Origin of the sequence: Phocaeicola sp. HCN-6420 (genome assembly GCF_037890145.1) — a bacterium.
GTDB lineage: Bacteria > Bacteroidota > Bacteroidia > Bacteroidales > Bacteroidaceae > Phocaeicola.
Genome location: NZ_JBBKBJ010000023.1, coordinates 22,132 through 47,297 on the forward strand (window position 1 = coordinate 22,132; position 25,166 = coordinate 47,297).

Sequence of the window (25,166 nt, forward strand, 5' to 3'; positions counted from 1 at the left end):
CCCCGATTGAAATTAAATGAGACCTATCATAAAATAACTCTGGTTTGCTGGGTCTTTCAGGATGATTTCTTTCTCCCGCATGAAACGGATATAGTTCTTGGCTGTCCGCTCCTTGATGTCCAGCACCTGTTGCAACTGTTCGCAAAGGTCAATGTAGGTGATGTGTGTCTGCCGTCCGAAAATATCACGGGCTACACCCACCAGTTCCCTTTCCTTGCGTTTCTCTTTTTCTTCACGTGGCTTTTCGCCCCGGTACGTGTGCATCCCGGCTTTCTTGTCCCATGCGAAAAGCATCAGCGGCACGTCCAGCGGGCTTCCGTCCCTTACTTTCAGGGCTTTCACTACCGATTGCGTGGGTTCATCGTCTTTTTCGATTGACAGGATGGTAGCTGCCTTCCTTTGCAGTTCGCTTCCAAGATGTCCACGCAGCTTTAATCCGTTCGGGACAAAATGAAGCACGCAAAGTATGCAAGTGTTATAGATACCCGCCAACCGATACAGTTCATCTATCACCGCCACGCTTTCCGCTTCATCGTTGGCACTCTTTACGAGGTCGGCGATGCCGTCAATGACAACCAACTGGATGCCGCCATACTGGTAGTAGAACTTATCCATGCTTTGTATTATAGCGTTCAACCGTTCCTTTCGGGACATTCCCGTAAGGCAGAACGCTTTCAGTTCTTCCGGCTTTTCCTTTTGCCCCGCACGTGCCAGCAGGTTGCTTACGTTCTTGAAAAGCTGTACTTCCGACTGTTCGGTATCATAGAACAAGACCGCCTTGTGACTGTCGTTAGCGGTTATCCGTATGCCCAGCGTGTCTGTTTCCGTATCGGGAGGGCTGATACAGCCTGCCACGATTGCGGCTACATAGTTGCTCTTGCCAGTTCCCTCGCCCCCGGTGATGCCGAACAGGTTGCCTTGTGTTCCCAGTGGAACATCGCCCGCCGATATGATGACCTGTGCTTTGACGGGCGGATTGTTGAAGTCTATCTCGCATGATTTAAGCATAATCAGTGTGTCGCTATATAGATCGTCTAAAAATCTGATAAACAGTTTCAGGAAATCTTCACGGGTGTTACCCGCCTTGAAATAATCCGATATGTCCTTTTCCTCTTTCGTGCCCGGAAGCGGTAGAGAAAGGCGTTTCACGCCAAATTCCCCCAGCAGTCTTTCCTGCCTGCTTGAACTCTCCCTGCCTGTCTTGTCCATGTCGAAAAGCAGGACAATGTGCTTGAAACGGAACGTCAGCCGATAAACCAGCGTGGACGGTATCGTTACCGTTTCACTGTTGAAGCAGATGGCATGAAAGCCATGTGCCGCCAGTGAAAGTACGTCCTTCTCGCCACCCGTGATAAACAATGTGTCACCTTTGGCGGGCAGTTGCTCCAATCCGAAACAGTAGTTTTCCCCGAAGCTGCCGCCATATAGGAAACGGGGTGTGGAAAAGGGACGGTACAGCTTAATGTACTGTTTGCCCTTGTAGCCGTACATCGGTTCTGTCGCCGATGAAATGTAGGTGTATGGCTTTCCCTCTGCCGTTTCACTGCTGTATTCCCGGAGTGAGCAGACCTTGTAATGCTCCAACACTTCGGGAGTGATGCCGTACTGCCGCCAGTATTCCATTTCTGCGGTGGAAAATTTCTGCTCCCTGAACTGGTAAGGCTTGACAGGCTTTTCGGGCGGTTCAACAGGTGTGTTCGCCACAATACGTTTGTCGGTAGTCTGGGATATAGGAACGGGTGTCCCGGAAGATAAGCCCAATCCCAAGTCCCGGTCGATGGTTTCCAGTATCTCAATGAAGTCCAAAGCCCGATTACAGTCCAACCCTTTCAGTTGTCCCACGAGGAAAAAGCAGTCGCCGCTGTAATTGTCGTTGCCGAAGTCTTTCATCTTGTACATACCGCTATGGCGGTCGAAGTAGATGTTGCAGGAAGCCTTGCTGTCTTCATACAATGGATTGAGAAAGTTTCTACCGATGCGCCAGTTACCGGACAGGTAGTGTTTGAACACCGACAAGCCGTTATTTGTCCTGCTTAGTATTTCTTCTTTCCTTAGCATACAATTCATGATTGGTTATCAGGTTACGCATACATTCGTCATTACTCTTTATCAGCCGTTCTTCCAGCAGGCGTTTCAGTTCGCCTATCTTGTAATAACACCGTCCTCCAATGTTAGAAAAAGCGACTACACCTTTTGCACGCAAACGTTGCAATGTTCGGTCGCTGATTTGGAGAAATGTGCAGACCTCGTAACTGTCCACCCAGATTTCATCCTCGTTTTTCGTGTCCTCCTGTGAAAACACATAATTGGCTATCACATCTATCTTAGCCACTATCTCCTTATAGGCTTTTGATTCAATTGTAATCACATCCATATTGTTAACTAATTGATTTTGCTGCAAAGTTCGGGATATGAAAATGATTAAAAGTCATGGTTCATACCGTCATGGTAAAAATATTTTCAGTGTATTTTAGGACTGTTTTTAATGAGATTTCAGCTTAAAGAAGTACAGCCAAGCTAGTTTTGAGAACAAAACAAGATGAAAATAAAAATACCGTGTCGGTATGAACACGGTATTTTATAGATAAGAATATCAGATGATTATCTCTTATTGTCATCTTCTCTCATTCGTTTGGATAGTTTTTCTGCCAGCAAATTCAAGTAGGCAGTCTGGTCTTTTCGTTCTTTCATGGCGATATACGCATCATAATAGCCGCCTAAGTCTATGTTGAATATGGAACTAAGGTATTTCATAAACTCCTTAATCTCTATATTGCCGTGATTTATATCTCCGGAAGAAACGAGGGCATAGCCTAATTCTATCAAGGCATTCTTTTTCCCTGTAAAACGAATTGGAATCTTTGTTGTAACGGTTTGTTTATCCTCTATGTAACTGTCGCATTCAAGTTTTTGTAATCTCTTGTTCAGATAAATGCGTAACATTTCATTAGCAAGTATTTTTGCGACTTTATAATCATATCCGGTTGAAAAATTAGGGTCTTTATCAAATTGCGCACTATCGGTACATAAACGAATGTCTGTTCTACCACGCAAAAAATAGTGCTCATCATGGATTGTTGAATGAGAACGGTAATATTGGTAGAAGTCTAAATTTCGATTGAAAAAATAAGTCAGACTATCCAGTTCTTTATTGATATAGAGCCTTATTACTTCATTACTCCCTGTCGGGCATTGCGTTTCTATACGATATATTTTATAGAAATACAATAATCTACCTAATAATTCAGGTTTCTGATTTTTGAAAAAGAATATTTCTTCCTCTTTTGAGGAAAACACATAGGTTTGTAGTTGGTTTCTCAAATCAGTTAGAACACTTTGTAGCCGAAGTACCATTGAAAGAGAAGTTTCGATAATATCGAAGTCGTAGAGATCGATTTTATCAATCTCTTCATTAACTTGTGCCAATATTTTATCAAACACTTCTTTCATATATATTTATATCATGATTGCTTGCTCCATTTTATAATAGCTCGTTTGAATAAATAAGCAATAATAATCCTATGAAATAACCATATTGCTGCAAAATAAATTCTACCTAAAATATTTTCATATTTAACAAATGTACTTATGCTTATTATTTGTTTATTATCACTCAAATCGGAACAAAATAATGAAACATGAAATGTCAAATGCTTGTCATTTGTTCCTATAATTATTTCATTATTATTTTGCTCTACAATTATATCCTCAAATGATTTATTTGTTTTTAATCCAAACGGTTTCACTATTATATCACGTAACTTTAATAACCATAATACCCATTGAGGATATTGGCGAAATATCAAGTTAAATAAATCTTTAACAGACATATACGGTTTATTCACCATCGTTTGGCTGAAGCAATCTTCATAATTTACAGGTAAATACTTCTTAATTAAGCTATTCTCTTGTATCATTATATGAATATTATTCGACATTTGTTTCAAATCTTTTAATTAACATATTTTGAAGCTCATTGAAATCACTGATAGGAATTTCAGAACATATATGTTGTAAACCTATTAATAAACCGTATTGTATTATGGCTCTTTTATGCGCATATTCAGCCTCATATCCACAATTCTGAAATAACTTTGTCAAATAGTCTAATCTCAATTTATCTACTTGCTTTACATGTTGTTGCACGATATTATTTGTATAGCTCCATCCTCTAATTCTTCCCTCACATTTATATTTAGAGGAAGCTGACATGTGCGATAAAGTATATAGCTTCTCTTTTACAGTATCTAATTTCTCGACATCCTCTATAAAATTAAGTGTATTCTCTTTTACCCAAAAAGTCATAAGAGCATCTATATATCCGTCAATATTCTTAAAATGATGATAAAATGCTCCTTTTGTGATTTCTAATAGATTACATAAGTTATCTATTGTAATTTTAGAAACTCCTTCATTTTCTATGATTTGAAGCCCCATAATGAACCATTGTTTTTTCTCTACTTTTTTCATATTTTCTTTTTTGTAGTACCATACTGTATGGTATGCAAATATATCAAGTAAATGCTAAATAAGCAAATAACAATACAATAAAAATAATTAGTAGGAGAAACTTTAGTGCAAGGTGCAAGTCTATATTTATATATATAGCTTGCACCTTGCACTAACCGTAGAATATTTATTTTCAATAATTTGTGTATTTGAAAACAAAGTAGTATCTTTGAACCGAAGATAAAGGCAGACACAATCCTGACAAGGGAAGTCAAATGTTCTTTGAAAAAAGTGCCTAATTCGTACCCCCCTTAAAGATTGAGGTACGCTAAAATATTGATTTTAAGACTTGTGAGCCGCATGGTTCAAGACCCAAGCGGATCACCAGAAAGAAAAACCGCTGATAATTACTTATTATCAGCGGTTTTCTTTTTATCTATACCGCAAACTGAAATCAATCACGAATCAACGTAAAAACATTTTCCATCAATAACACCCATAGCCAATTTCAACAGACATAGATAAAGCTCCTCCATTAAAAAGATATTTTTTACGAGTATGCCGACTATCCATAAAATACCTTTTTGGAGTTACTTTCCACAAAGACTACCTCTATTATATCTGGCGCGAGTTATTGGGGAAAAGTTTATTTTTGCACAGCCCCTTCATCCAGCACTTAAGAAGAAACAAGATAACACTTTTTTCCCATAACTTATATACAAAATGAAAGAATTCCATTTTTATCGGAATAAAAAGCCGTAAAAGCACATAAAAATACATATTAAATACGAATTTGTATTTTACAAGCACTTTTTCCAATATTTTCTTCAGATAACTAAAATAAAATATATTATTTTTTCATCTTATTGCTAATTTTTATACTAACTTTGCGAGGAAAAAATGTTTTTTATTTAAAATCAGTTTTTAAAGAGAGGGAAAAATGAAAACAAATGTTTATTCAGCAAATCAGCTTTTACGCAACTCAAAAAAACTTTTCTGCAACATAAAATCGCGTGATGCTTTTTAGCTACCTTTCCTTTTTTTCAGAAACTGCCATTGTGTTTCCAAGCCATCCGTTTTCCAACCTATGCCGCATATATCGGCAGAGCGGAGCAGGCCAATCATAATTTAAACAACACATAGATTCTGAGTACACAAAAACCGAACTTTTGTTTCCTTTGATCTGCCTTATGAAGTCTTTAATAAAGATTTCGTAGAGGTTTATATTGGCGTTATCTTAACCATAACAGCCAGGTTTCTTATTTGCCCTATCAAACTTAAGGTAGCCCTAAAAACGCTTCCGTAAAACGAGTAATGAAGAAACAGATAAATTCATCAGGCATCAAAGGTAGTAGAGAGAGTAAAAGAATAACTATTTATTAATCATTAATTTTATTATTAACAGGCAAAAGATGAAAAGATTTAGTCTTTGGTTACTCTTTTTTGCAGTGTTAGGCATCCAGTCGGCATTAGCCCAGATGTACAAAGTCAAGGGTAATGTGGTGTCGAAATCCGACAACGAACCGCTGATTGGTGTATCTATCTTGCAAAAAGGAACTACTAATGGGGTGGTTACCGACATCGATGGTAACTATGAGCTGCAGATTCAAGGTGGTGAAGCCACTTTGGTCTTCTCTTATATTGGACTGCAAACGCAGGAACTAAAAGTGAACTCGAGAACCGGCGTGCTGAACGTAGCAATGGAAGACGATTCGCACCTGATGGACGACGTGGTTGTCGTGGCGTATGGTGTCCGTAAAAAAGGAACAATCGCCGGTTCCGTATCTACCGTGAAAAATGACAAGTTGGAAAACGTGCCTGCTCCGAGTTTCGACCAAGCATTGCAGGGACAGACTACCGGTCTGTCGGTCATCTCTAACTCAGGTGAACCCAGCAAGGCTGCCACTTTCCAGATTCGTGGTACCAACTCTATCAACTCGGGTACTTCACCGCTTTTTATTCTTGACGGTGTACCTATCTCCAGCTCAGACTTCAATACAATCAGTCCGAGTGACATCGAATCTATTTCTGTCTTGAAAGATGCATCTTCTACCTCTATTTATGGTGCACGTGCTGCCAACGGTGTGGTTGTAATCACTACCAAGCGCGGTCTTGCGATGGATAAAGCTAAGGTGACCTTCCGTGCACAATACGGTTTCTCGCAACTGGCTCAGAACAACTGGAACATGATGAATACAGCCGAACGTATCCAGTACGAAAAAGAAATCGGTATTGATACAGGCAAGGACTACGACGTTCTGTCGCGTACCGACGTCAACTGGCTGGACATGGTGTTTAACGACCGTGCACCGCTGCAAAACTATGAAATATCAGTAAACCGTGCTACCGACCGTCTGAACTATTTCGTTTCGGGAGGTTTCTACGACCAGGATGGTATCGCACAAAGCTCTACTTTCCGCCGTTATAACATGCGTGCCAATGCCGAAGTAAAGGCAAGCAACTGGCTGAAAGTGGGTACCAACTCGATGGTAGCCTACGAAGAAATAGAACAGGCCGACGATGGTTCGTATGCTTTGTACACTCCGATTTCGGCTTGCCGCTTTATGCTTCCGTACTGGAATCCGTACAACGAAGACGGCTCACTGGCTTCGGAAAACGACGGAACATGGACCGGAACAGGTTCAAACCCTATCGAATGGATGGCAAACAATCCGGTAACCAACAAGAAATATAAGGTGTTGTCGACCGTATTTGCCGAAATTACTCCGATAAAGAACCTGACTATCCGTGCACAGTTCGGTGCTGACTTCTCGCATACGACCGCATTCATGCAATCGTTCCCGAGCTATATCATCAACAACGAAAACGGTACGGCAGGACGTAATTCCTCGGATATGCTGAACCTGACAGAAACTACGACAGTGAACTACCGCTGGGAAATGAACAGCGACAATTCATTCAACTTCTTGCTGGGACAGGAAGGTGTAGACTACCGCTCGGAAGGATTCCAGGTTATCACCAGCGGACAGTCGAATGACTTCCTGACAAACATCAGCTCGGGTACACGTGCTTCATCGTGGGCAGATTCTACAACCTCTTATTCGTATTTGTCTTTCTTCGGACGTGGCGAATATAACTACAAGGATCTGTATTACGCAGACTTCTCTGTACGTGCCGATGCTTCTTCACGTTTCGGTACAGGAAACCGCTGGGCAGGATTCTGGTCACTGGGCTTCATGTGGAACCTGAAGAGTGAACCGCTAATGAAAGACATCGAATGGTTGAGCAGTGCACAGATTGCACTGAGTACAGGTACTTCGGGTAACTCTTCTATCCCCGACTACGATCACCTGGCACTGGTTTCAGGTAAAGCCAATTACGAAGATCAGGCCGGTATCTATCCGTCACAGAGCGGAAACGAGGATTTGAGCTGGGAAAAACTCTGGTCGAGCAACGTAGCTCTGCGCCTGGGATTCATCGACCGCATCAACCTCGATATCGAATTCTATAACAAGAAAACAACCAACATGCTGATGCTGGTACCCGACTCATATGCCCTGACCGGCGAAGGAGAACACTGGGATAACATCGGTGCCATGCTGAACCGTGGTGTGGAATTCAACGTTAGTGCCGACGTAATCCGTACGAAAGACTTTGTATGGAACGTCAACGCCAATGCATCATACAACAAGAACAAACTGCTGGAACTCTACGACGGAGTACAGGAATACGAAGTATCTACTACAGCTACCAAGCTGGTTGTAGGTCATTCAGTAAGCGAATTCTATATCAACCGCTACGCGGGAGTAAACCCGGCCAACGGTGATGCGCTGTGGTATACCAAGGATGGTGAGATTACCAACGAATACAGCGAAGAAGACAAGGTGATGACCGGCAAGAGCTTTGATGCTCCCTGGCAGGGTGGTTTCGGAACATCGCTGGCATGGAAGGGTTTCTCGCTCGCCGCTCAGTTCAGCTGGGTAGCCGACCGCTGGATGTTCAACAACGACCGCTACTTTGAAGAAAGCAACGGACTGTATGCCGCATACAACCAGTCTAAACGACTGCTGTACGACCGCTGGAAACAGCCGGGAGATATTACCGATATTCCCCGTCACGGTGTTACTCCTCAGTTTGACGACCGTTTCCTGGAGAATGCTTCTTTCCTGCGTCTGAAGAACGTTACGCTGGCTTACTCATTCCCGCAGCGACTGCTGAGCAAGACCAATTTCTTCAGTTCGGCAAGAATCTATTTGCAGGGACAGAACTTACTGACGTTTACCGGATTTACAGGTCTTGACCCTGAATCTTCTTCAAACATATACCAGGCACAGTATCCTATGTCAAGACAGTTTACACTTGGTGTAGAGGTTTCATTTTAATTAATATAGAAAAGAAAAATGATAAAAAAAATAAAGAAATATTTCATATTGTCCGCTGTAGCCCTGCTTGCTACTTCCTGTCTCGACAAGTATCCGGAAGATTCTATCCTGCAAGACGAGGCTATCAATACAGTAAGTGATGCTAATCTGGCTGTAATCGGTATATATGATGCATTCAAGAGTTCTTATCTGTACTCCGGATACCTGACTCTGCTGCCCGATTTGCAGGCCGATTTCGTTTATGGCGTAAACGGAAATTCGAATGTCTATGGAAATATCTGGCGCTGGAAAGACATCCATCCTACCAACGAACAGGTGGAAGCTGTATACGGTGCGCTGTACGGTGTCATTAACCGCTGTAACTTTCTGCTCGACAACGTAGAGAAAGTAAAGCAGTCAATCAAGACCGACGAGGATTATGACCGTCTGGACCAGTACTGCGGAGAAGCTTATTTCGCACGTGCACTGGCATACTCGGAACTGGTTAAAATGTACTGCAAACCTTACGAAAGCGATGAGGATGCTGCCAACGAGCTGGGTGTGGTAATTACCGAACACTACAAAGGAAACGAACCTATCGTACGTGCCAGCCTGAAAGATTCGTATAAGTTCATTCTGGACGATCTGGACAGAGCAGCCGATCTCCTGAAACTGGAAGACGACTACAACTCGGCTACCGACGGAGCATTGTACGACTCTCCTTACTTTAATGAATATACCGTACACGCGCTGCGCGCACGTATATCACTGTACATGAAGCGCTGGGATGATGCCATCAAATACGCATCGAAAGTTATCGGCGGAAACGGAGAACCACAATATTATGCATTGTCAAGTTGTAATCAGGAAATCTCTTCGGGCGTAAGCTACTACAAATACATGTGGACTAACGACCACTCTACAGAAATCATCTGGAAAGTAGGATTCACCATCAACTCATACGGTGGCGCACTGGGTACCATCTTTGCCAATTACAACTATCAGACTCTGAAGCCTGACTATGTACCGGCTTTGTGGGTACTGAACCTGTACGACGCAAACGACCTGCGTGCTACTACATTCTTCCAGTCGTTTACTACCGGTTACGACCATGCGCTGACTTGGCCGCTGCTGATCAAGTACTTCGGAAATGAAGAATTCATGAATGCAAACATTCTGCATGTCAGTATGCCTAAAGTATTCCGTCTGTCGGAACAGTACCTTATCCGTGCTGAAGCATACGCACAGAAAGGCGACTACTCAAAGGCGGGAAGCGACATCACTACCCTGCGTATGGCACGCTACTCTTCTTACGGAGGTTCTACAGCTCTGTCGAAAGACAACGCCATGGATGTCATCGAACAAGAGCGTGTAAAAGAACTGTACATGGAAGGTTTCCGCCTGAACGACCTGAAACGTTGGCATAAAGGCTTCCAGCGCACTCCTCAGGATCAGTCGTTGAGCAACGGCAGCAGTCTGAAGGTAGAAAAAGACGATCCGCTCTTCGTATGGCCTATTCCTCAGCATGAGATAGAGGCACCGGGAGCTGACATCGCACCTAATGAAAGTAATAAATAAGTTAAAAACATACGATAATGAAAAAACTGTTTATAGGTTGTATCGCAGTTATTGCTGTTTTGATGGGGCTTGCCGGATGTGATTCGGAAAGAACTACTTATGAAGGTCCCAATTATCTTATGTTTTCCGATACGCTTTACCGCTATGCCGTACAGGAAACCGGAGAGGTATTCAATGTACCGGTTTCTGCCACTGTACCTGTCGACTACGACCGTACATTTGCCGTAGAAGTGGTAGACAGCATCAGCGATGCAGTGGAAGGAAAGCATTACAAACTGTTGTCGAACACTGTTACTATCAAGGCTGGTGAATGTGCAGCCAATGTACAGGTTCAGGGAATTTATGATAACATTGGAATCAATGATTATCTCACCGTAGGACTCCGTCTGATTATCCCGAAGGAAGAGCAGTGGAGCTTATATGGCATCGACTCGAAGGTTGTTTTGCAGAAAGCATGTCCATTCGACATCAATTCGTTTACCGGATATTGCAAGGTTACTTCTACATTCTTTAATGACTACATGCAGAACGTAACAATGCGTCTTATCAAGACCGAAGTCAACCCGGAAAAGGAAAACTCGGTAATACTGCACGACTTGTATTACAAGGGTTACGACATCGTTCTGGATTTCGACCGCAAGAATCTGCTTGAGCCACTGGTTAACATGGAAGAACAAGTCTGCGGAAATACCAGCGAAGCATTCGGAACCATCTATGGCGACGGTAACTTGCTGATGTATCAGCCCACCATGTATACTTCTTACTATAGCTCATGCGAGAATTTCGTTCTCCAGTATGTTACGATTTATGTAGACGGTGTAGGAACCGTAGGTACTTATGTCAACATTCTGGAATGGATAAGCGACGCTGAAGCCGAGAAGTTAAAAGAACAAGGTTATTAATTTAAAGGTAATTAATAATGAAAACATTTTATACGAAATCAACGAACCTGTTTATGGTGCTTGCCATGATTCTGGGGATTGCATTTACAGGATGTAGCGACGACTCTGACACTCCGTCTGTAACTCCGGAATTTCCAGCCCTGACAGAAATAACTTGCAACGCCGGAGAAACGAAGGAACTGTCTTTCGAAGCCAATGCAGACTGGACCTTGACAAGTAACAAAGGATGGTGTCAGTTTGAGAACGACGGAATTCCGGCAACTGTTACTTATGGTAAAGCAGGTGAACAAAACATACAGATTATTATTTCTCCTTTCCAGGAAACCGGTGATGTAGCCGAGATATCACTTAAGATAGGAGAACAATCACAGGTGATCTGCAAAATATCCTGCAACGAAAAAGTATATGCTGATCTGGTTATAAAGGATGAAGAAGGAAATATATACGATGCTGAACATCCATTGGTTATCAAAGGTAGCGGATTGACAGACAATGCCTATGATATCGTGTATACCACCATCACTGTTGAGTCGGAACAGCCGGTCGGATTTGCTGAAAAGCCTAACTGGCTTAAAGCTCTGACTACTGAAGAAACTCCGGGAGTTTTCCAGCTTACATTCGACAAGACATCGGGCCTTTCACCGATTTACTCTTTCAATAAAGCTGAAGACAAGATTGTTATAGCTACGAAAGACATGTCGAAGAAAGTAGAAATACCTGTTTCTTACGAAGGGCTGAAGGAAACGGTCATTTCTTACGTTGAAACAGACTTGTCTTTCAGCAAGAGCCACATGACACTGGATTATAACTCTACTTACTTCTCTATAGCAAACGCCATGACTGGAGAGGAAACTACTTACTCACTACCGCTTACACTGACAGTAGACCAGGTAAGAAACGATGAATTTGGCTACATCATCGGTAGTGTAGAAAGAAAAGAGTTATACCCTAACAATTATGTATACACCTATAACTTCGATGCTACCGGCATGGAAAGCTGGGTTAAGGTAAACATCAACGGCAAAAAGGTTTCACTGGATGTCGATAAGCTGACAGGTGATACAGAAAGAGGAGCTATTGTTCTGCTGTTCTCTAAGGACTTCTGTGAAAAGTATAAAGGAAGATACAACGAGATACTGCTCGACTCGGAAGGCTACTTCGATTCTTATACTTACCAGAAAAATATTATGGTAAGCTTCACTCAGGAACCTGAGAAGAAAGTGACGAACCTGCAAATCAAAGGATACGTAAAGAATAGCTCCGGCGAACTGGTTCCGTTTACAAGTGTACCCGACGGTGCAGCTATGCTGAGTGATCCGAACACACCGTACTTCCCATACGAAGATAAGACGACTCCTAACTTCTGGTATGTAGTATTATCCGACAAGTCGCTTATGGAAAACGGAAACAAGATCTACTTAGAAATAGTTGGCGAAATCCCTGAAGGATATAAGGTAGGAGCAATGAACAATTGGGCTTGGACAAATACCAAGACAACTACCGAAACAATCGACGGTAAGACTTATATCGTTATATCTGGTGCTCCTACTCAAGACCAGATTAAGGACCAACCTATTATGACTGTGGGTGTAGCTAACTTCGATATGATGGACTTTTTAATTGAATGTGGAATACAAGTTTGGTTATAATGAATAAACTACGATTTAATATAGTAAAACTATTATTTGTATCACTCATAGCCATGTTTTCGGGCATGGCTATGAGCGGATGCTCTGACGATGAAGAAGTGAGCCAGAGCCAATACGGCTACGTTCAGTTCAAGCTTTACAAGGAAGCATCTTACAATGAAGAAGGTGCAGCACAAAGTGCTGCCTCTCGTGCCTCGATAGACAAACTGAGCGAAGCACAGAAAATAGAAGTGGAAATGCGATACAATGGTATCAGCATTACACAGACACTGGTACTGAACGCATACAACGACGAAAATGCGGAATACGGTTTGCGCAGTGACAAACTACAGTTACTCGTCGGCGACTACAGAGTGATCGGATATAAGATCTATAATAAAATGGATGAAGTCATCGACGGAGTTTCGGCCGACCCTGACGAAATGTTTACAGTCGTTCCTTCCGGACTGACGGTAAAAGACCTCACCATAGACTCACAGGCCAGAGGTTCTGTCAAGTTCAAACTGGAAAAGCAGTTGCCTGATGTTAATACGCAGTCACGTGCAAGCGACAACGAAGGTTACCTGTTCAGCAACATTCAGCTGGCTACCATTCAGGTACAGAACACTTTCACTCAGATGACTTATATATTCGAGAAACTGAACGCAAGATACGAAGAGGAATACGAACTGAATGACCCGGACAGCGAAAACAATAAGTACAAAGACCACGGAGTAGCTTATTGTGACTCTGCTGTATGGTTGCCTGCAGGTGACTATAAGGTCATATCGTACACGGTATACTCTAAATCGGGTGTAACAGAAACCGAACTCGAAACTCAAGCAGTAAGCGGTGAAACATTTACTGTAAAAGACAATGAGCTGACTGAATATGCCATTGTTCCTGTACTGGTATCGAAAACTGCCGAAAACATCAAAGACTATCTGGCTCTGAAAGAGATATGGGACAAGATGGGCGGAAAGAACTGGAGCTATTATGGTGCAACTTATCCGCAAGGTACAAACTGGAACTTCAACAAGGATATCGACATGTGGGGTGACCAGCCGGGAGTAACACTCGACGGTAACGGACGTATTACTTCGCTGACTTTGGCTGGATTCGGTGCTTCGGGCGAACTGCCGGATGCTATCGGTCAGCTGACAGAGTTGCGTATTCTTGCCTTGGGCTCACACGATGAAACTTATGGTGGTATGTTGTTCGGTCCTAACGGAATACAGCCCAACATGAGTGATGACAAGCGCAACGAAATGCGTATGGAATACAAGCAACATTTCCTCGACAGAGATGTACGTGCAAACATGTCGGATATGTTGCAGTGGACTATCAACAACTATTCTTCTCCGAATAACAAGATTAAAAAATACAGCAGCATTTCGAAGAAGGATACTCAGATTGGAGTTGTAACCAACAAGATTACAGGTGTTTCGAAGGCCGTTATGCGCCTGAAGAATTTGCAGCAGTTCTATCTGGCCAACTCTCCTATCACCTACGATAAGATTTGTACAAACTGGACTGACCCGAATTCTGACTATGCACAACAATATGCAAAGGAAAACCTGAGCTGGTCAAACATGACTAACCTTACAGACGTAGAAATATACAACTGTATAAACTTAACTCGTGTGCCACTCGACATGGTAGGTAACCTTCCCGAGCTGCAGTTGCTGAACATTGCCTGCAACCAGAATATTACCGGAGAACAGTTGAGAGCAGACTGGTCTAAACTGTGTGATATGCCTGCCGGACCAAGACTTCAGATTCTCTACATGGGATACAATAACCTGGAAGAGTTCCCTGATGATGCCCAGTTGCATAAGATGGTTAAGTTTAAAATGCTTGACTGTACAACAAACAAGATACATACCCTGCACTCATTCGGAACAGATATCAAATTGTCTACCCTGTATCTGGATAACAACAAGATTACATCTATTCCGGACAACTTCTGTGCATTCACCAACGAGGTAGAAACATTAGGTTTCTCTTATAACGAACTGACAGAAGTACCTAACATCTTCAATGCGAAGTCTATCTATATCATGAACAGTGTAGATTTCTCGCACAACAAGATTACCGGATTTGCAGGAGGAGATGATAACTTCAAGGGTATCAACGCATATACGGTTTCGTTGGCATACAACAAGCTGAAAAACTTCCCGAAAGCATTGTTCAAGTCTGGCTCTCCTATCAAGACTCTGGACTTGTCTGCCAACGAGCTGACAGAAGTGAAAGAAGGTGAAATGCAAGGCTCTAATGCTTATCTGCTCGAAACTATCGACTTGCGTTTTAACAAGCTGACCAAGCTGTGCGATGACTTCAGAGCAACAAACATTCCTTACCTGACCGGTATCGACTTGAGTTACAACTCATTCTCAGAAGTTCCGCCTCAGCCATTGAACTGTAGTGAACTGAAAGCCTTTGCCATCCGTTATCAGAGAGACGAAAAAGGAAACCGCACACTGCGCGACTGGCCTGTAGGTATCACTCAGTGTCCGAGTCTGATACAGTTGCAAATCGGTTCAAACGATATTCGTAAAGTGGACGAAACCATAACTCCGTATATTTGGATTCTTGATATCAAGGATAATCCGAATATATCAATAGACTTGTCGGGAGTATGTTCGGCTATCCAGGCTGGTATGTATCTCTTGTTCTACGACAAGACTCAGGATATCCGCGGATGTGACATTTTAGGAATAGAACGATAATTAAAGAATAAAGGAAATATAACTGATTATGAAAATTATAAATCGATTGATACTTGGACTGGCTGTTGTCGCAGGAATCACCACATCGTGTAAGGAAGACGATGACCTGAACATCCCGGGCGGACTCTCGCTCGATGTAGAGGAAATCACGGTGGGACCCGAAAAGTCATTCAAAGAAATTATGGTCAAGGCAGATGTTAACTGGCAGGCAAGTAGTTCTACACCATGGATATCTATATCGCCAGCCAACGGAACAGGTAGTGCTACCTGCGTACTGAACATCGACTCTACACTGACCTATACGGCACGTACTGCACAAGTTCGTTTCAACCCGGCAGGTAATACACCGAAAATTCTGAAGGTAACTCAGTTCGGCTTCGGAAAGCAAATCATCCTCGACAAGCCGGAAGTAGAACTGGAAAACTCTGACATCGAAGACAACCGTTATTTCGATGTAACTATTTCTACCAATGTACAGTTTGCAATCGAAAGCGTAAACTACTCGTTTGCCGAAGAAGTTCCGGCAGAAGACGAAGCAGGCATGAGTGAATCGGATAAAGCAAACTGGCTTACACTGCCGAAAGAATCAGATCTGAACGTGAACCTTGACAGAGGTTCACGTCCACGCTCGGTAAAGGCAAGATTCAAATGGGAAATGAACGCAGTGCCTTACACCCGCGTAGCTACAATCAAGCTGGTAGCCAAGAACAGTGAAGACCAGTTGATAGACAGCGACGGTAATGAAATAGACGGAGTTTACCTGACTGTTACGCAGAAACCGGCAATGAAGATAGAAGACAACCGTGCAGGCGACTCTATTTCTATAGTCCTCATCAACCAGAAACTGCAATGTATGTATGCACTCGACGTGAGCGAAAACATGCAGAACTGGACCGATGTGACACTGTGGGAAGAAACCGACGAAGACCTGCCTGAAGAAGCTGCCGTAGGACGTGTACGTTCTTTGTCTATCGCCATGATCGATACAAAGGAAACATTGCCGCAGGAAATCAAGAATCTGAAATATCTTGAATCATTCCATGTACAGAGCAACGCCAACCGTCAGGATCGTGAAATCGTACTGGGCCCGGAAATCTGTGAACTGAAATACCTCAAGAAGCTTTCTATCACATCATACGGTCTGGTAGAATTGCCTGAAGAATTCGTCAAACTGGGTGGAACAGTCGACAAGAGTTATGTAGGACTGGAAGAATTGGGACTGGAAAGCAACAACTTTGCTTCACTGAGCCAGATAACCGATCTGGTCAACAAGGAAAACTTCCCGAAACTGAAATATCTGAGATTGTCGGGATGCAGACGGACCGATACCCTGCTCGACATGTCGCAGATGGAAGGCGGCAACACATGGAAAGGCATACACATCGGTATGTATATAAACCTCAACAAGGCAAACGACAAGAATGAATTTATGAAATTGCTGGAATGGGATACCCTCAAACAGCTGGAACTTTCTTACGGATTCATCGAAGGCGAACTGCCTACCGACGAGGAAATGATGGCTAAGTTTGGCAACTACAGCCAGTATGCCAGCAAGCATCCTGATGCTGACGTCTGCACATTGCTGACCGATACCTGCCAGTGGCTGAAGACATCCGACAAGGCCGTTACTGTTAAATACGATGGAGGAGAATTCTCTGTCAAAGGTTCAGACGTACCTTGCGTACTGCCTAACACACAAGTGCTTTACCTCAACCTGAACTTCCTGACAGGAAAAGTGCCTAACTGGATTCTATTCCATCCGCATCTGATTGACTGGTATCCTGAATCAATGGTATTCACTCAGGAAGAAGGAAAGAACTCGAATGGAGAAGTTGTCGGTTTCAGCAACGTACCTATGGACTTTGAATATTTCTACGGAAAAATAGCAAACGACCAGAATGCAGCATTCCCGAAATATTACGGAAAATATGTGATGGAAGAAGAAACAGCAGGAGAATAAATACAATTTAAGCTTTAGAATATAATGAAAAAAAGATATATATATATCGCTACACTTGCTTTGTTCCTAGGAGCATGTTCGGACAACGAACTGGAACAGGCCTATACTTCGGAACAAAATACAGAAATATATATACCGGCTGATGCTCAGCCCGGAGAACTCATTATCAAATTCAAACCGGAATTGGAGGATATTCTTGACCAGACCATGACTCGTGCGTCAAGAAGCGGAGCGGCTATGACCCGCTCCGGCATTCCCTCGACCGATGAAGTGCTCGACATCCTTGGAGGATACCGTTTCGAACGTATCTTTCCGGTAGACAGCAAGAATGAGGCCCGTACACGTGCAGCCGGACTGCACTTGTGGTACTTGGTAAAATTCGATGAAAACGTCGACCTGCACGAAGCTGCACGCCAGTTGTCGAAACTGGGTGACATCAGCCACGTACAGTGTAACCACCGTATTAAAAAAGCATACAACTCGAACGAAAAGCGAGTATACGTCAGCGAAAATGCCTTAAACAACACTCCGGCAGCTTTTGCTGCAATGTCGGGCACTCCCAACGACCCGGGATTCCCGTTCCAGTGGAACTATAACAATACAGGTAACTACGCTTTCGAAAACCAGAACGAAGATTATCCGGCAGAGGCAACTCCCGGATGTGACGTTGACTGCATGAATGCCTGGCAAAAATGTACCGGTGACCCTTCTATCATTGTAGCTGTACTCGACGAAGGTGTAATGTATACCCATCCCGACTTGCAAGACAATATTTGGGTAAACCCCAATGAGACACTGGGCAGCAAAATGGATAACGACGGAAACGGTTACGCCGGCGACAAGTACGGATACAACTTCGTTACCGATTCTGGTATCATTACCTGGAACGATGTAAACGACACAGGTCATGGAACTCACGTGGCGGGAATCATCGCTGCCGTAAACAACAATAACAAGGGTGTATGCGGTATCGCCGGAGGTTCTGGCAAGCAGGATGGTGTAAAAATCATGTCACTGCAAGTATTTGCCGGAAATTCGGGTGTAACACTCGATATGGAAGCCAAAGCCATCAAGTATGCAGCCGACAATGGTGCTGTCATCATCCAGTGCAGCTGGGGTTACAACTCAGGTCTGGCAAACCCGATGGAAGGATACACTCCTGGACCGGCAACTGAAAAGGAATGGGAAACTGCCTATCCGCTGGAAAAAGAAGCACTCGACTACTTTATCAACAATGCCGGTTCTCCTAACGGAGTAATCGACGGAGGTCTGGCTATCTTTGCTGCCGGAAACGAATACGCTGCTGTACCGGGCTATCCGGGTGCATACTCTAAATGTCTTACAGTATCAGCTACAGCTGCCGACTTCACTCCCGCTTCTTATACTAACTACGGTGAAGAAGTAGGACTGAGTGCTCCGGGTGGTGACCTCGAATATTATGGCAAAATAGGTGAAAGCGACAAGACTTACTACGACTCGTCTTTCACACTGGCCGATGCTCAAGGTTCTATTCTGTCGACTCTTATCCGCAACGGACAACCAGCTTACGGATACATGGACGGTACTTCAATGGCTTGCCCTCACGTATCAGGTGTAGCAGCTTTGGGACTGTCGTATGCAGTAAAGATGAGAAAGCACTTCAAGGCTTATGAATTCATCGAACTGATGAAAGAATCATCACAGGAACTGTATACAAACTATACCGGTTACAAAATCTACCACATGAACCACAATATTATCGGTACGGCTATCACCAAAATGTCTTTGCCTGCATACAAGGATAAAATGGGTGCCGGACTGGTTAATGCCGGAAATCTGCTGAATGCTATTGAAGGCAGTGGCTCGGAAATGATTGTACCAAACGTATATGTAGGTATCAGTAAATCTGAAACTATCGATCTGGCACGCTATTTCGTAGACGGCGAATCGCTGACTTACACTTGTACGATTGCCGATTCTTCTATCGCAACCGTATCTGTAGAAGGCACAAAGATGAGCGTGACTGGAGTAAAAGCCGGCATTACCAAACTAACAGTAAGCACAAGCAACGGAAAATCGCAGACTGTAACGGTTACCGTACGCGAAGGAGCTAACGATAACGGCTGGATGTAATTAAAAAGTAATTCATTAATGAAACTATTTGATTCGATAAGACTAACGATACTGAGTGCACTGATGTGCTGCCCCGGGCTATTGATGGCCCAGGGCACGCATCCGCTCACCCGTCAGGAGATAGACTCGCTGCTCAATCCCTCACTGCTGAAGGGAGCGGAAAAGCTGCTGGAGTTTGAACAGACGGTAATCAATCTGGGCGAAATGACAGAAGATGACCAGCCTGTCACGGTGAAGTTCGACTTCAGAAACGCCGGTACACAGCCGGTTGTCATTACCAAGATACATACCGACTGCGGATGTACTGCTGCACAGACAGACAAGTTGCAGATACAACCGGGAGAAAAAGGTTCCATCAGTGTAACCTATACCCCCAAGAACCATCCGGGAACCATCGATGCGAATACATTCGTATATTCTTCTCTTTCGGACAAGCAGCCACTGGCTAAGCTGGTACTGCTGGGCAATGTGCTGCCAAGTCGTGACGAATGGAGCCGATATCCGTACGCCATGGGTAAACTGAGGCTGAAACAAAACAAGGTGACATTCCGAATCACGACCGGAGGAAGCGAAAAGCAGACGGAAAGAATTTTATGCGGCAACAGCGGTACTACAGCACTGAAGCTTTCTGTAATGAATTTGCCTCAATATGCAACATTCAAAACGGAGCCCGAAATCATCAATCCGGGACAGGAAGCCGACATCGTAATAAGCATCGATGCCTCGAAGATGGCCGGAAGAACACAGAGCTTTAAGGCTCCTCTGATTCTTGATGGAGTGACAGGACGTCCAAGTGACCGCACACTCACGCTGGAAGTTAATCTGACCGATAAATAAATAGTAAAAAACAATTGATAGCATGATGAAAAAGAAAATAGTTAACATATTGATGTTGCTTGTCATCTCGCTGATGACTTTCTCTTGTAGCGAAGACGAAGTGGTTATGGAGCCGTCGCTCGAAGTGACTCCCATCACGATGCAGGGCACATGGAAACTGGCTGAACTGAACGGCGAACAGGTACCGGAAGATTTCTATATCTACGTTATATTCGACCGCAAAGGGAACTTTGAAATGTACCAGAAACACGACAGCATGTATCCACGCTACATCACCGGTACTTATTCTATCGAAAAGGATAGTCACTACGGATACATCCTCAGCGGAGAATACGATTACGAAAACGGCGACTGGAACAACAAATATATCGTAACCGACCTGCTGCAATCCGGTTCAATGGTATGGACCGTAAAAGACGGCGATGAAGTTTCGAAATATGTACGTGTCGACGAAGTACCTGAGGAGATAGTAGAAGCTGCCAAGGTAGACGAAGAACAGTAAGCGATATTATTTCCAATATCAGATTCATAAAAGCCACATACCCCGAAAGCCTTAAAAAAGAGACTTTCGGGGTATTGTTTTATCTATACCTGCCAATCGTTATATAATTTGAACAGAAACAAGCCTAAGGATGTCCACAAGCAGTAAATCATCTTTCAGGAACAAACAAGCCATAAAAAAAGAAAGTACCCGCCTTTCCTCCTGAACGGAGAAACAAGCAGATACTTCTTTTTTTTATTTACACAGATGGGGAGTTATTCCACTTTCAGTTTCAGAGAACGGTCGTCCGGACCTTTGGGATGAATCACCTCCTCCAGACGTACATCGAATATCAGGGTAGAATATGAAGGAATCGCATCACTTGAAACAGCTCCATATCCCAATCCATTCGGAATATACATTTCGACGTGCTGTCCTTCCTTCATCTGCATCAATGCAGTAGTCCAGCCTGTAATCACGGCCGAAACAGCAAACTTTCTCGGTTCACTGACCGCAGCATTCCAGTCGCCGGAAAAGCTCTCATCAAACACAGTACCGTTGATCAGCTTTCCGCGATAGTGTACAGCCACCGTATCAGTTCCCAGGGGAGAAATACCCAGCGGTTCAATATTATCTTCCGGAAAAAGCTTCATATACACATAGTCGTTCTTTCCCGGCGTATAAGTCTGATTTCCCAATCCCTCCGAAGCCTCAGTCTGTATCTTGTAGTCAAGTACCCTCAACCAGCTTTCCCCGGCTGGAGGATTGGCACATACAGAAGCTATGGAGTCAATATATGCATTGTTGCGTACCGCCCAGTCACTGTATGGATCAGCTTCCGGCGTATCTTCGCTACAAGAAGCAAAGCCTATGCTCAGCGAGAGGAGGATACCCAACAGCCATAATATATTTTTATTCATGCACATTCATTTATTTACTGCAAAGTTTTCAGCAGCGTAGTAATACTAACCTTGTCGGCAATGATATTATTCAGGTCGGCAATAGCCACACGTTCCTGTTCCATTGTATCACGGTTACGCAATGTTACGCAGTTGTCTTCCAGCGTCTGATGGTCGATAGTGATACAGTACGGAGTACCGATAGCATCCTGACGACGGTAACGCTTTCCGATACTGTCTTTCTCGTCGTACTGACAGTGGAAATGGAACTTCAGGTCGTTCATGATTTCACGAGCCTTTTCAGGCAGCCCGTCTTTCTTTACCAGCGGCATGATAGCCAGTTTTACCGGAGCCAGTGCAGCAGGCAGTTTCAGAACGACACGAGTTTCGCCGTTTTCCAGCTTTTCTTCGCAGTAAGCAGCGCTCATCACGCTCAGGAACATACGGTCAACACCGATAGATGTTTCGATAACGTACGGAGTATACGATTCGTTGATTTCCGGATCGAAATACTTGATGCTCTTGCCAGAGAATTTCTCGTGCTGGCTCAAGTCGAAGTTCGTACGGCTGTGGATACCTTCCACTTCCTTGAATCCGAACGGCATCAGGAACTCGATGTCGGTAGCGGCATTAGCATAGTGAGCCAGTTTCTCGTGATCGTGGAAACGATAGTGATCGTCGCCGAAGCCCAGCGCCTTGTGCCATTTCAGACGAGTTTCTTTCCATTTCTGGAACCATTCGAGTTCAGTACCCGGTTTAACGAAGAACTGCATTTCCATCTGTTCGAACTCGCGCATACGGAAGATAAACTGACGAGCTACAATTTCATTACGGAATGCCTTACCAATCTGTGCAATACCGAAAGGAATCTTCATACGTCCAGTCTTCTGCACGTTCAGGTAGTTTACGAAAATACCCTGAGCGGTTTCCGGACGAAGATATACTTTCATAGAGCCTTCGGCAGTAGAACCCATTTCTGTAGAGAACATCAGGTTGAACTGACGGACTTCAGTCCAGTTCTTCGTTCCCGAAATAGGACAAACGATTTCCTCGTCAAGGATAATCTGACGCAGTTCGTTCAAATCCGGTCCGGCATTCATAGCCTTTGTATAGCGTTCGTGCAATGCGTCACGCTTAGCCTGATGCTCCAGTACACGCGGATTAGTGCTGCGGAACTGAGCTTCGTCGAAAGCATCTCCGAATTTCTTTGCAGCCTTGGCTACTTCCTTGTTGATTTTCTCGTCGTATTTGGCAATCTGGTCTTCAATCAACACATCGGCACGATAACGTTTCTTCGAGTCGCGGTTGTCAATCAAGGGATCGTTGAATGCATCTACGTGTCCCGAAGCTTTCCAGATAGTAGGATGCATGAAGATAGCCGAATCAATACCTACGATATTTTCATGCAGCAATACCATGCTCTGCCACCAGTACTGTTTAATATTGTTTTTCAGTTCCACACCCATCTGACCGTAGTCGTATACGGCTCCCAGTCCATCGTAAATTTCACTTGAAGGAAATACGAAACCATACTCTTTACAATGTGAAACAAGTTTTTTGAAAACGTCTTCTTGTGCCATTTTTCTTTTTTATTTTTGATATTTCTTATTTTACATTCTCTTATATAGTAGGGCACAAAGATAGGTATTTATAAGCAAAAAATAAGAATAGCTGTATTAATTTATCTTATGAATAGGTGGAATCTGTAAGGAAAGATGGTTATTTTTTTCTACTTTTGCAGAAGATTGAACGAAAAGCAATGAGCACGAAAGACAAATTCACGTTAATGACTACCGCACCGGTACCCAGACTTATCGGGTCGCTTGCCATACCTACCATCATCAGCATGCTGGTAACTTCGTTTTACGTTATGGCAGATACTTATTTTGTAGGAAAAATCAATACCCAGTCTACGGCCGCGGTCGGCATTTCGTTCTCTGTCATGGCTATCATTCAGGCTTTTGGCTTTTTCTTCGGGCACGGTTCGGGCAACTATATTTCACGTAAATTAGGTGCACAGGATTACGACAGTGCAGAAAAGATGGCATCAACCGGATTCTTTTACGCTTTCATGGCAGGTGCAGTAATTGCTCTTTTCGGGCACCTGTATCTTACGGAAATCTGTATCGCCCTGGGTTCTACCCCCACTATCCTGCCCTATGCCGAGAAATACCTGGGCATCGTACTGCTGGGTGCCCCGTTCATGGCTTCTTCGCTGGTGCTGAACAACCAGATGCGCTTTCAGGGAAATGCAGTATATGCCATGGTAGGCATTATCATCGGAGCTGTGCTGAACATCGGACTCGACCCGTTGCTTATCTTCGTATTCGACATGGGAATATCGGGAGCTGCATGGGCCACACTGACCAGCCAGATATGTAGTTTTACAGTACTGCTCATCATGGACAGCCGTGGTACGAATATCCGCATCCGGTTCAAGAACTTTACTCCCAAGGCTTCTTATCTGAAGGAAATTGTCTTCGGCGGAAGTCCCTCGCTTTGCCGTCAGGGACTGGCCAGCCTGTCGACCATCCTGCTGAACGTGGCAGCCGGAGCTTACGGCGACGCAGCCATTGCGGGTATGTCCATCGTCACCCGTATCTGCATGTTCATCAATTCTTTCCTTATCGGCTTCGGGCAAGGCTTCCAGCCTGTCTGTGGCTTTAATTACGGAGCCGGACTATTCCACCGTGTACGCGAGGGATTCTGGTTCTGTGTCAAGACAGGAGTTGTATTTCTGCTCGTCTGTTCCGTTATCGGTTACATATTTTCACCCGAAATCGTATCATGGTTCCGCGACGACCCGCACGTCATCGAAACCGGAACACGAGCCCTGCGCTGGCAGCTTATTACCTTACCGCTGGGTGCATGGGTCATCTTGTGCAACATGATGCTCCAGACCATCCGTAAACCTGTCCGCGCAGTCACGCTGTCGTCGGCAAGACAAGGACTTTTCTTTATTCCGTTTATTTTGATTCTCCCCCACTTTCTGGGTTTACAGGGCGTGGAAATGTGTCAGGCGGTATCCGACCTTTGTTCGTTCCTGCTCGCCATTCCACTGACAGTTCCCGTGCTGAATGAAATGAAGAAATAAGACGTCCTACGAGCAACGTCCTGAGGTTGCGAATAAAATTTGTACAAATTTTATTTTTTTCTGTACAAATTTTCAGAAAACGTGCCGAGCTTTTTGGGAAAAGATGAAGGGAATATTCTTAACTCCTTTTGACATTATCGTTTTTTTGCCCAAAAACAGATATGATTCACACCTT

Annotated in this window: 17 protein-coding genes; 10 read left to right on the forward strand and 7 right to left on the reverse strand. The window is 43.8% G+C overall.

The window, feature by feature from the left end; genetic code table 11:
- Window positions 1-12: 12 nt before the first annotated feature.
- The 5 genes from WKT12_RS12405 to WKT12_RS12425 all read right to left on the reverse strand — a co-directional run bounded on the left by WKT12_RS12405 (window position 13) and on the right by WKT12_RS12425 (window position 4,470).
- Window positions 13-2,058, reverse strand: a complete 2,046-nt coding sequence (locus tag WKT12_RS12405) for a bifunctional DNA primase/helicase (protein ID WP_269877118.1) — start codon at window positions 2,056-2,058, stop codon at window positions 13-15.
- The gene (locus WKT12_RS12410; protein WP_055095684.1) at window positions 2,021-2,374 is read right to left on the reverse strand and encodes a helix-turn-helix domain-containing protein; all 354 of its coding nucleotides are present in this window, start codon (window positions 2,372-2,374) and stop codon (window positions 2,021-2,023) included. The genes WKT12_RS12405 and WKT12_RS12410 overlap by 38 nt, the downstream gene beginning before the upstream one ends.
- 227 nt (window positions 2,375-2,601) lie before the next feature.
- Window positions 2,602-3,450 carry an RteC domain-containing protein gene (locus tag WKT12_RS12415; RefSeq protein WP_269877119.1) on the reverse strand — a complete coding sequence of 283 codons (849 nt, stop codon included), beginning with the start codon at window positions 3,448-3,450 and terminating at the stop codon, window positions 2,602-2,604.
- Window positions 3,451-3,461: 11 nt separating this feature from the next.
- Window positions 3,462-3,917 carry a DUF2867 domain-containing protein gene (locus WKT12_RS12420; protein WP_340319858.1) on the reverse strand — a complete coding sequence of 152 codons (456 nt, stop codon included), beginning with the start codon at window positions 3,915-3,917 and terminating at the stop codon, window positions 3,462-3,464.
- A gap of 10 nt (window positions 3,918-3,927) precedes the next feature.
- Window positions 3,928-4,470 (reverse strand): TetR/AcrR family transcriptional regulator, encoded by a 543-nt coding sequence (locus tag WKT12_RS12425; RefSeq protein ID WP_269877121.1) that lies wholly within the window; start codon window positions 4,468-4,470, stop codon window positions 3,928-3,930.
- Between the two features lie 1,391 nt (window positions 4,471-5,861).
- On the opposite strand from WKT12_RS12425, the gene WKT12_RS12430 reads away from it, so the two are divergent.
- The 9 genes from WKT12_RS12430 to WKT12_RS12470 are packed head-to-tail and all read left to right on the forward strand — an operon-like array spanning window position 5,862 to window position 21,019.
- Window positions 5,862-8,792 carry a SusC/RagA family TonB-linked outer membrane protein gene (locus WKT12_RS12430; RefSeq protein WP_340319859.1) on the forward strand — a complete coding sequence of 977 codons (2,931 nt, stop codon included), beginning with the start codon at window positions 5,862-5,864 and terminating at the stop codon, window positions 8,790-8,792.
- A gap of 18 nt (window positions 8,793-8,810) precedes the next feature.
- Window positions 8,811-10,349, forward strand: coding sequence for a RagB/SusD family nutrient uptake outer membrane protein (locus tag WKT12_RS12435; protein ID WP_021970365.1), 1,539 nt, complete (start codon window positions 8,811-8,813; stop codon window positions 10,347-10,349).
- 17 nt (window positions 10,350-10,366) lie between these two features.
- A complete protein-coding gene (locus WKT12_RS12440) occupies window positions 10,367-11,251 on the forward strand; it encodes a DUF4984 domain-containing protein (RefSeq protein ID WP_021970366.1) in 885 nt (294 codons plus the stop codon).
- A 17-nt stretch (window positions 11,252-11,268) separates the two neighbouring features.
- Complete coding sequence (locus tag WKT12_RS12445) at window positions 11,269-12,900, forward strand: hypothetical protein (RefSeq protein WP_340319860.1); 1,632 nt, start codon at window positions 11,269-11,271, stop codon at window positions 12,898-12,900.
- Window positions 12,900-15,608 (forward strand): DUF4458 domain-containing protein, encoded by a 2,709-nt coding sequence (locus WKT12_RS12450; protein WP_021970368.1) that lies wholly within the window; start codon window positions 12,900-12,902, stop codon window positions 15,606-15,608. Before WKT12_RS12445 ends, WKT12_RS12450 begins: the two co-directional genes overlap by 1 nt.
- A 28-nt stretch (window positions 15,609-15,636) precedes the next feature.
- On the forward strand, window positions 15,637-17,568 hold the full coding sequence (locus WKT12_RS12455) for a BACON domain-containing protein (protein WP_021970369.1): 1,932 nt from the start codon (window positions 15,637-15,639) through the stop codon (window positions 17,566-17,568).
- A 24-nt stretch (window positions 17,569-17,592) separates the two neighbouring features.
- A complete protein-coding gene (locus WKT12_RS12460) occupies window positions 17,593-19,680 on the forward strand; it encodes a S8 family serine peptidase (RefSeq protein ID WP_340319861.1) in 2,088 nt (695 codons plus the stop codon).
- Window positions 19,681-19,698: 18 nt separating this feature from the next.
- A complete protein-coding gene (locus tag WKT12_RS12465; protein ID WP_021970371.1) occupies window positions 19,699-20,517 on the forward strand; it encodes a DUF1573 domain-containing protein in 819 nt (272 codons plus the stop codon).
- Window positions 20,518-20,542: 25 nt separating this feature from the next.
- Complete coding sequence (locus WKT12_RS12470) at window positions 20,543-21,019, forward strand: lipocalin family protein (RefSeq protein ID WP_021970372.1); 477 nt, start codon at window positions 20,543-20,545, stop codon at window positions 21,017-21,019.
- Window positions 21,020-21,273: 254 nt separating this feature from the next.
- Here the strand turns inward: WKT12_RS12470 and WKT12_RS12475 are convergent, their stop codons facing one another.
- On the reverse strand, window positions 21,274-21,918 hold the full coding sequence (locus WKT12_RS12475) for an FKBP-type peptidyl-prolyl cis-trans isomerase (protein WP_340319862.1): 645 nt from the start codon (window positions 21,916-21,918) through the stop codon (window positions 21,274-21,276).
- Window positions 21,919-21,932: 14 nt separating this feature from the next.
- Complete coding sequence (locus tag WKT12_RS12480; RefSeq protein ID WP_021970374.1) at window positions 21,933-23,477, reverse strand: glycine--tRNA ligase; 1,545 nt, start codon at window positions 23,475-23,477, stop codon at window positions 21,933-21,935.
- 179 nt (window positions 23,478-23,656) lie between these two features.
- On the opposite strand from WKT12_RS12480, the gene WKT12_RS12485 reads away from it, so the two are divergent.
- Entirely contained in the window at window positions 23,657-24,991 is a 1,335-nt protein-coding gene (locus WKT12_RS12485; protein WP_340319863.1) for an MATE family efflux transporter, read from the forward strand.
- The last annotated feature ends 175 nt before the right edge of the window (window positions 24,992-25,166 follow it).

Coding starts and splice junctions, on each gene's coding strand:
- WKT12_RS12405 (WP_269877118.1), bottom strand. CDS start 2,058: ATGCTAAGGAAAGAAGAAATACTAAGCAGGACAAATAACGGCTTGTCG.
- WKT12_RS12410 (WP_055095684.1), bottom strand. CDS start 2,374: ATGGATGTGATTACAATTGAATCAAAAGCCTATAAGGAGATAGTGGCT.
- WKT12_RS12415 (WP_269877119.1), bottom strand. CDS start 3,450: ATGAAAGAAGTGTTTGATAAAATATTGGCACAAGTTAATGAAGAGATT.
- WKT12_RS12420 (WP_340319858.1), bottom strand. CDS start 3,917: ATGATACAAGAGAATAGCTTAATTAAGAAGTATTTACCTGTAAATTAT.
- WKT12_RS12425 (WP_269877121.1), bottom strand. CDS start 4,470: ATGAAAAAAGTAGAGAAAAAACAATGGTTCATTATGGGGCTTCAAATC.
- WKT12_RS12430 (WP_340319859.1), top strand. CDS start 5,862: ATGAAAAGATTTAGTCTTTGGTTACTCTTTTTTGCAGTGTTAGGCATC.
- WKT12_RS12435 (WP_021970365.1), top strand. CDS start 8,811: ATGATAAAAAAAATAAAGAAATATTTCATATTGTCCGCTGTAGCCCTG.
- WKT12_RS12440 (WP_021970366.1), top strand. CDS start 10,367: ATGAAAAAACTGTTTATAGGTTGTATCGCAGTTATTGCTGTTTTGATG.
- WKT12_RS12445 (WP_340319860.1), top strand. CDS start 11,269: ATGAAAACATTTTATACGAAATCAACGAACCTGTTTATGGTGCTTGCC.
- WKT12_RS12450 (WP_021970368.1), top strand. CDS start 12,900: ATGAATAAACTACGATTTAATATAGTAAAACTATTATTTGTATCACTC.
- WKT12_RS12455 (WP_021970369.1), top strand. CDS start 15,637: ATGAAAATTATAAATCGATTGATACTTGGACTGGCTGTTGTCGCAGGA.
- WKT12_RS12460 (WP_340319861.1), top strand. CDS start 17,593: ATGAAAAAAAGATATATATATATCGCTACACTTGCTTTGTTCCTAGGA.
- WKT12_RS12465 (WP_021970371.1), top strand. CDS start 19,699: ATGAAACTATTTGATTCGATAAGACTAACGATACTGAGTGCACTGATG.
- WKT12_RS12470 (WP_021970372.1), top strand. CDS start 20,543: ATGAAAAAGAAAATAGTTAACATATTGATGTTGCTTGTCATCTCGCTG.
- WKT12_RS12475 (WP_340319862.1), bottom strand. CDS start 21,918: ATGAATAAAAATATATTATGGCTGTTGGGTATCCTCCTCTCGCTGAGC.
- WKT12_RS12480 (WP_021970374.1), bottom strand. CDS start 23,477: ATGGCACAAGAAGACGTTTTCAAAAAACTTGTTTCACATTGTAAAGAG.
- WKT12_RS12485 (WP_340319863.1), top strand. CDS start 23,657: ATGAGCACGAAAGACAAATTCACGTTAATGACTACCGCACCGGTACCC.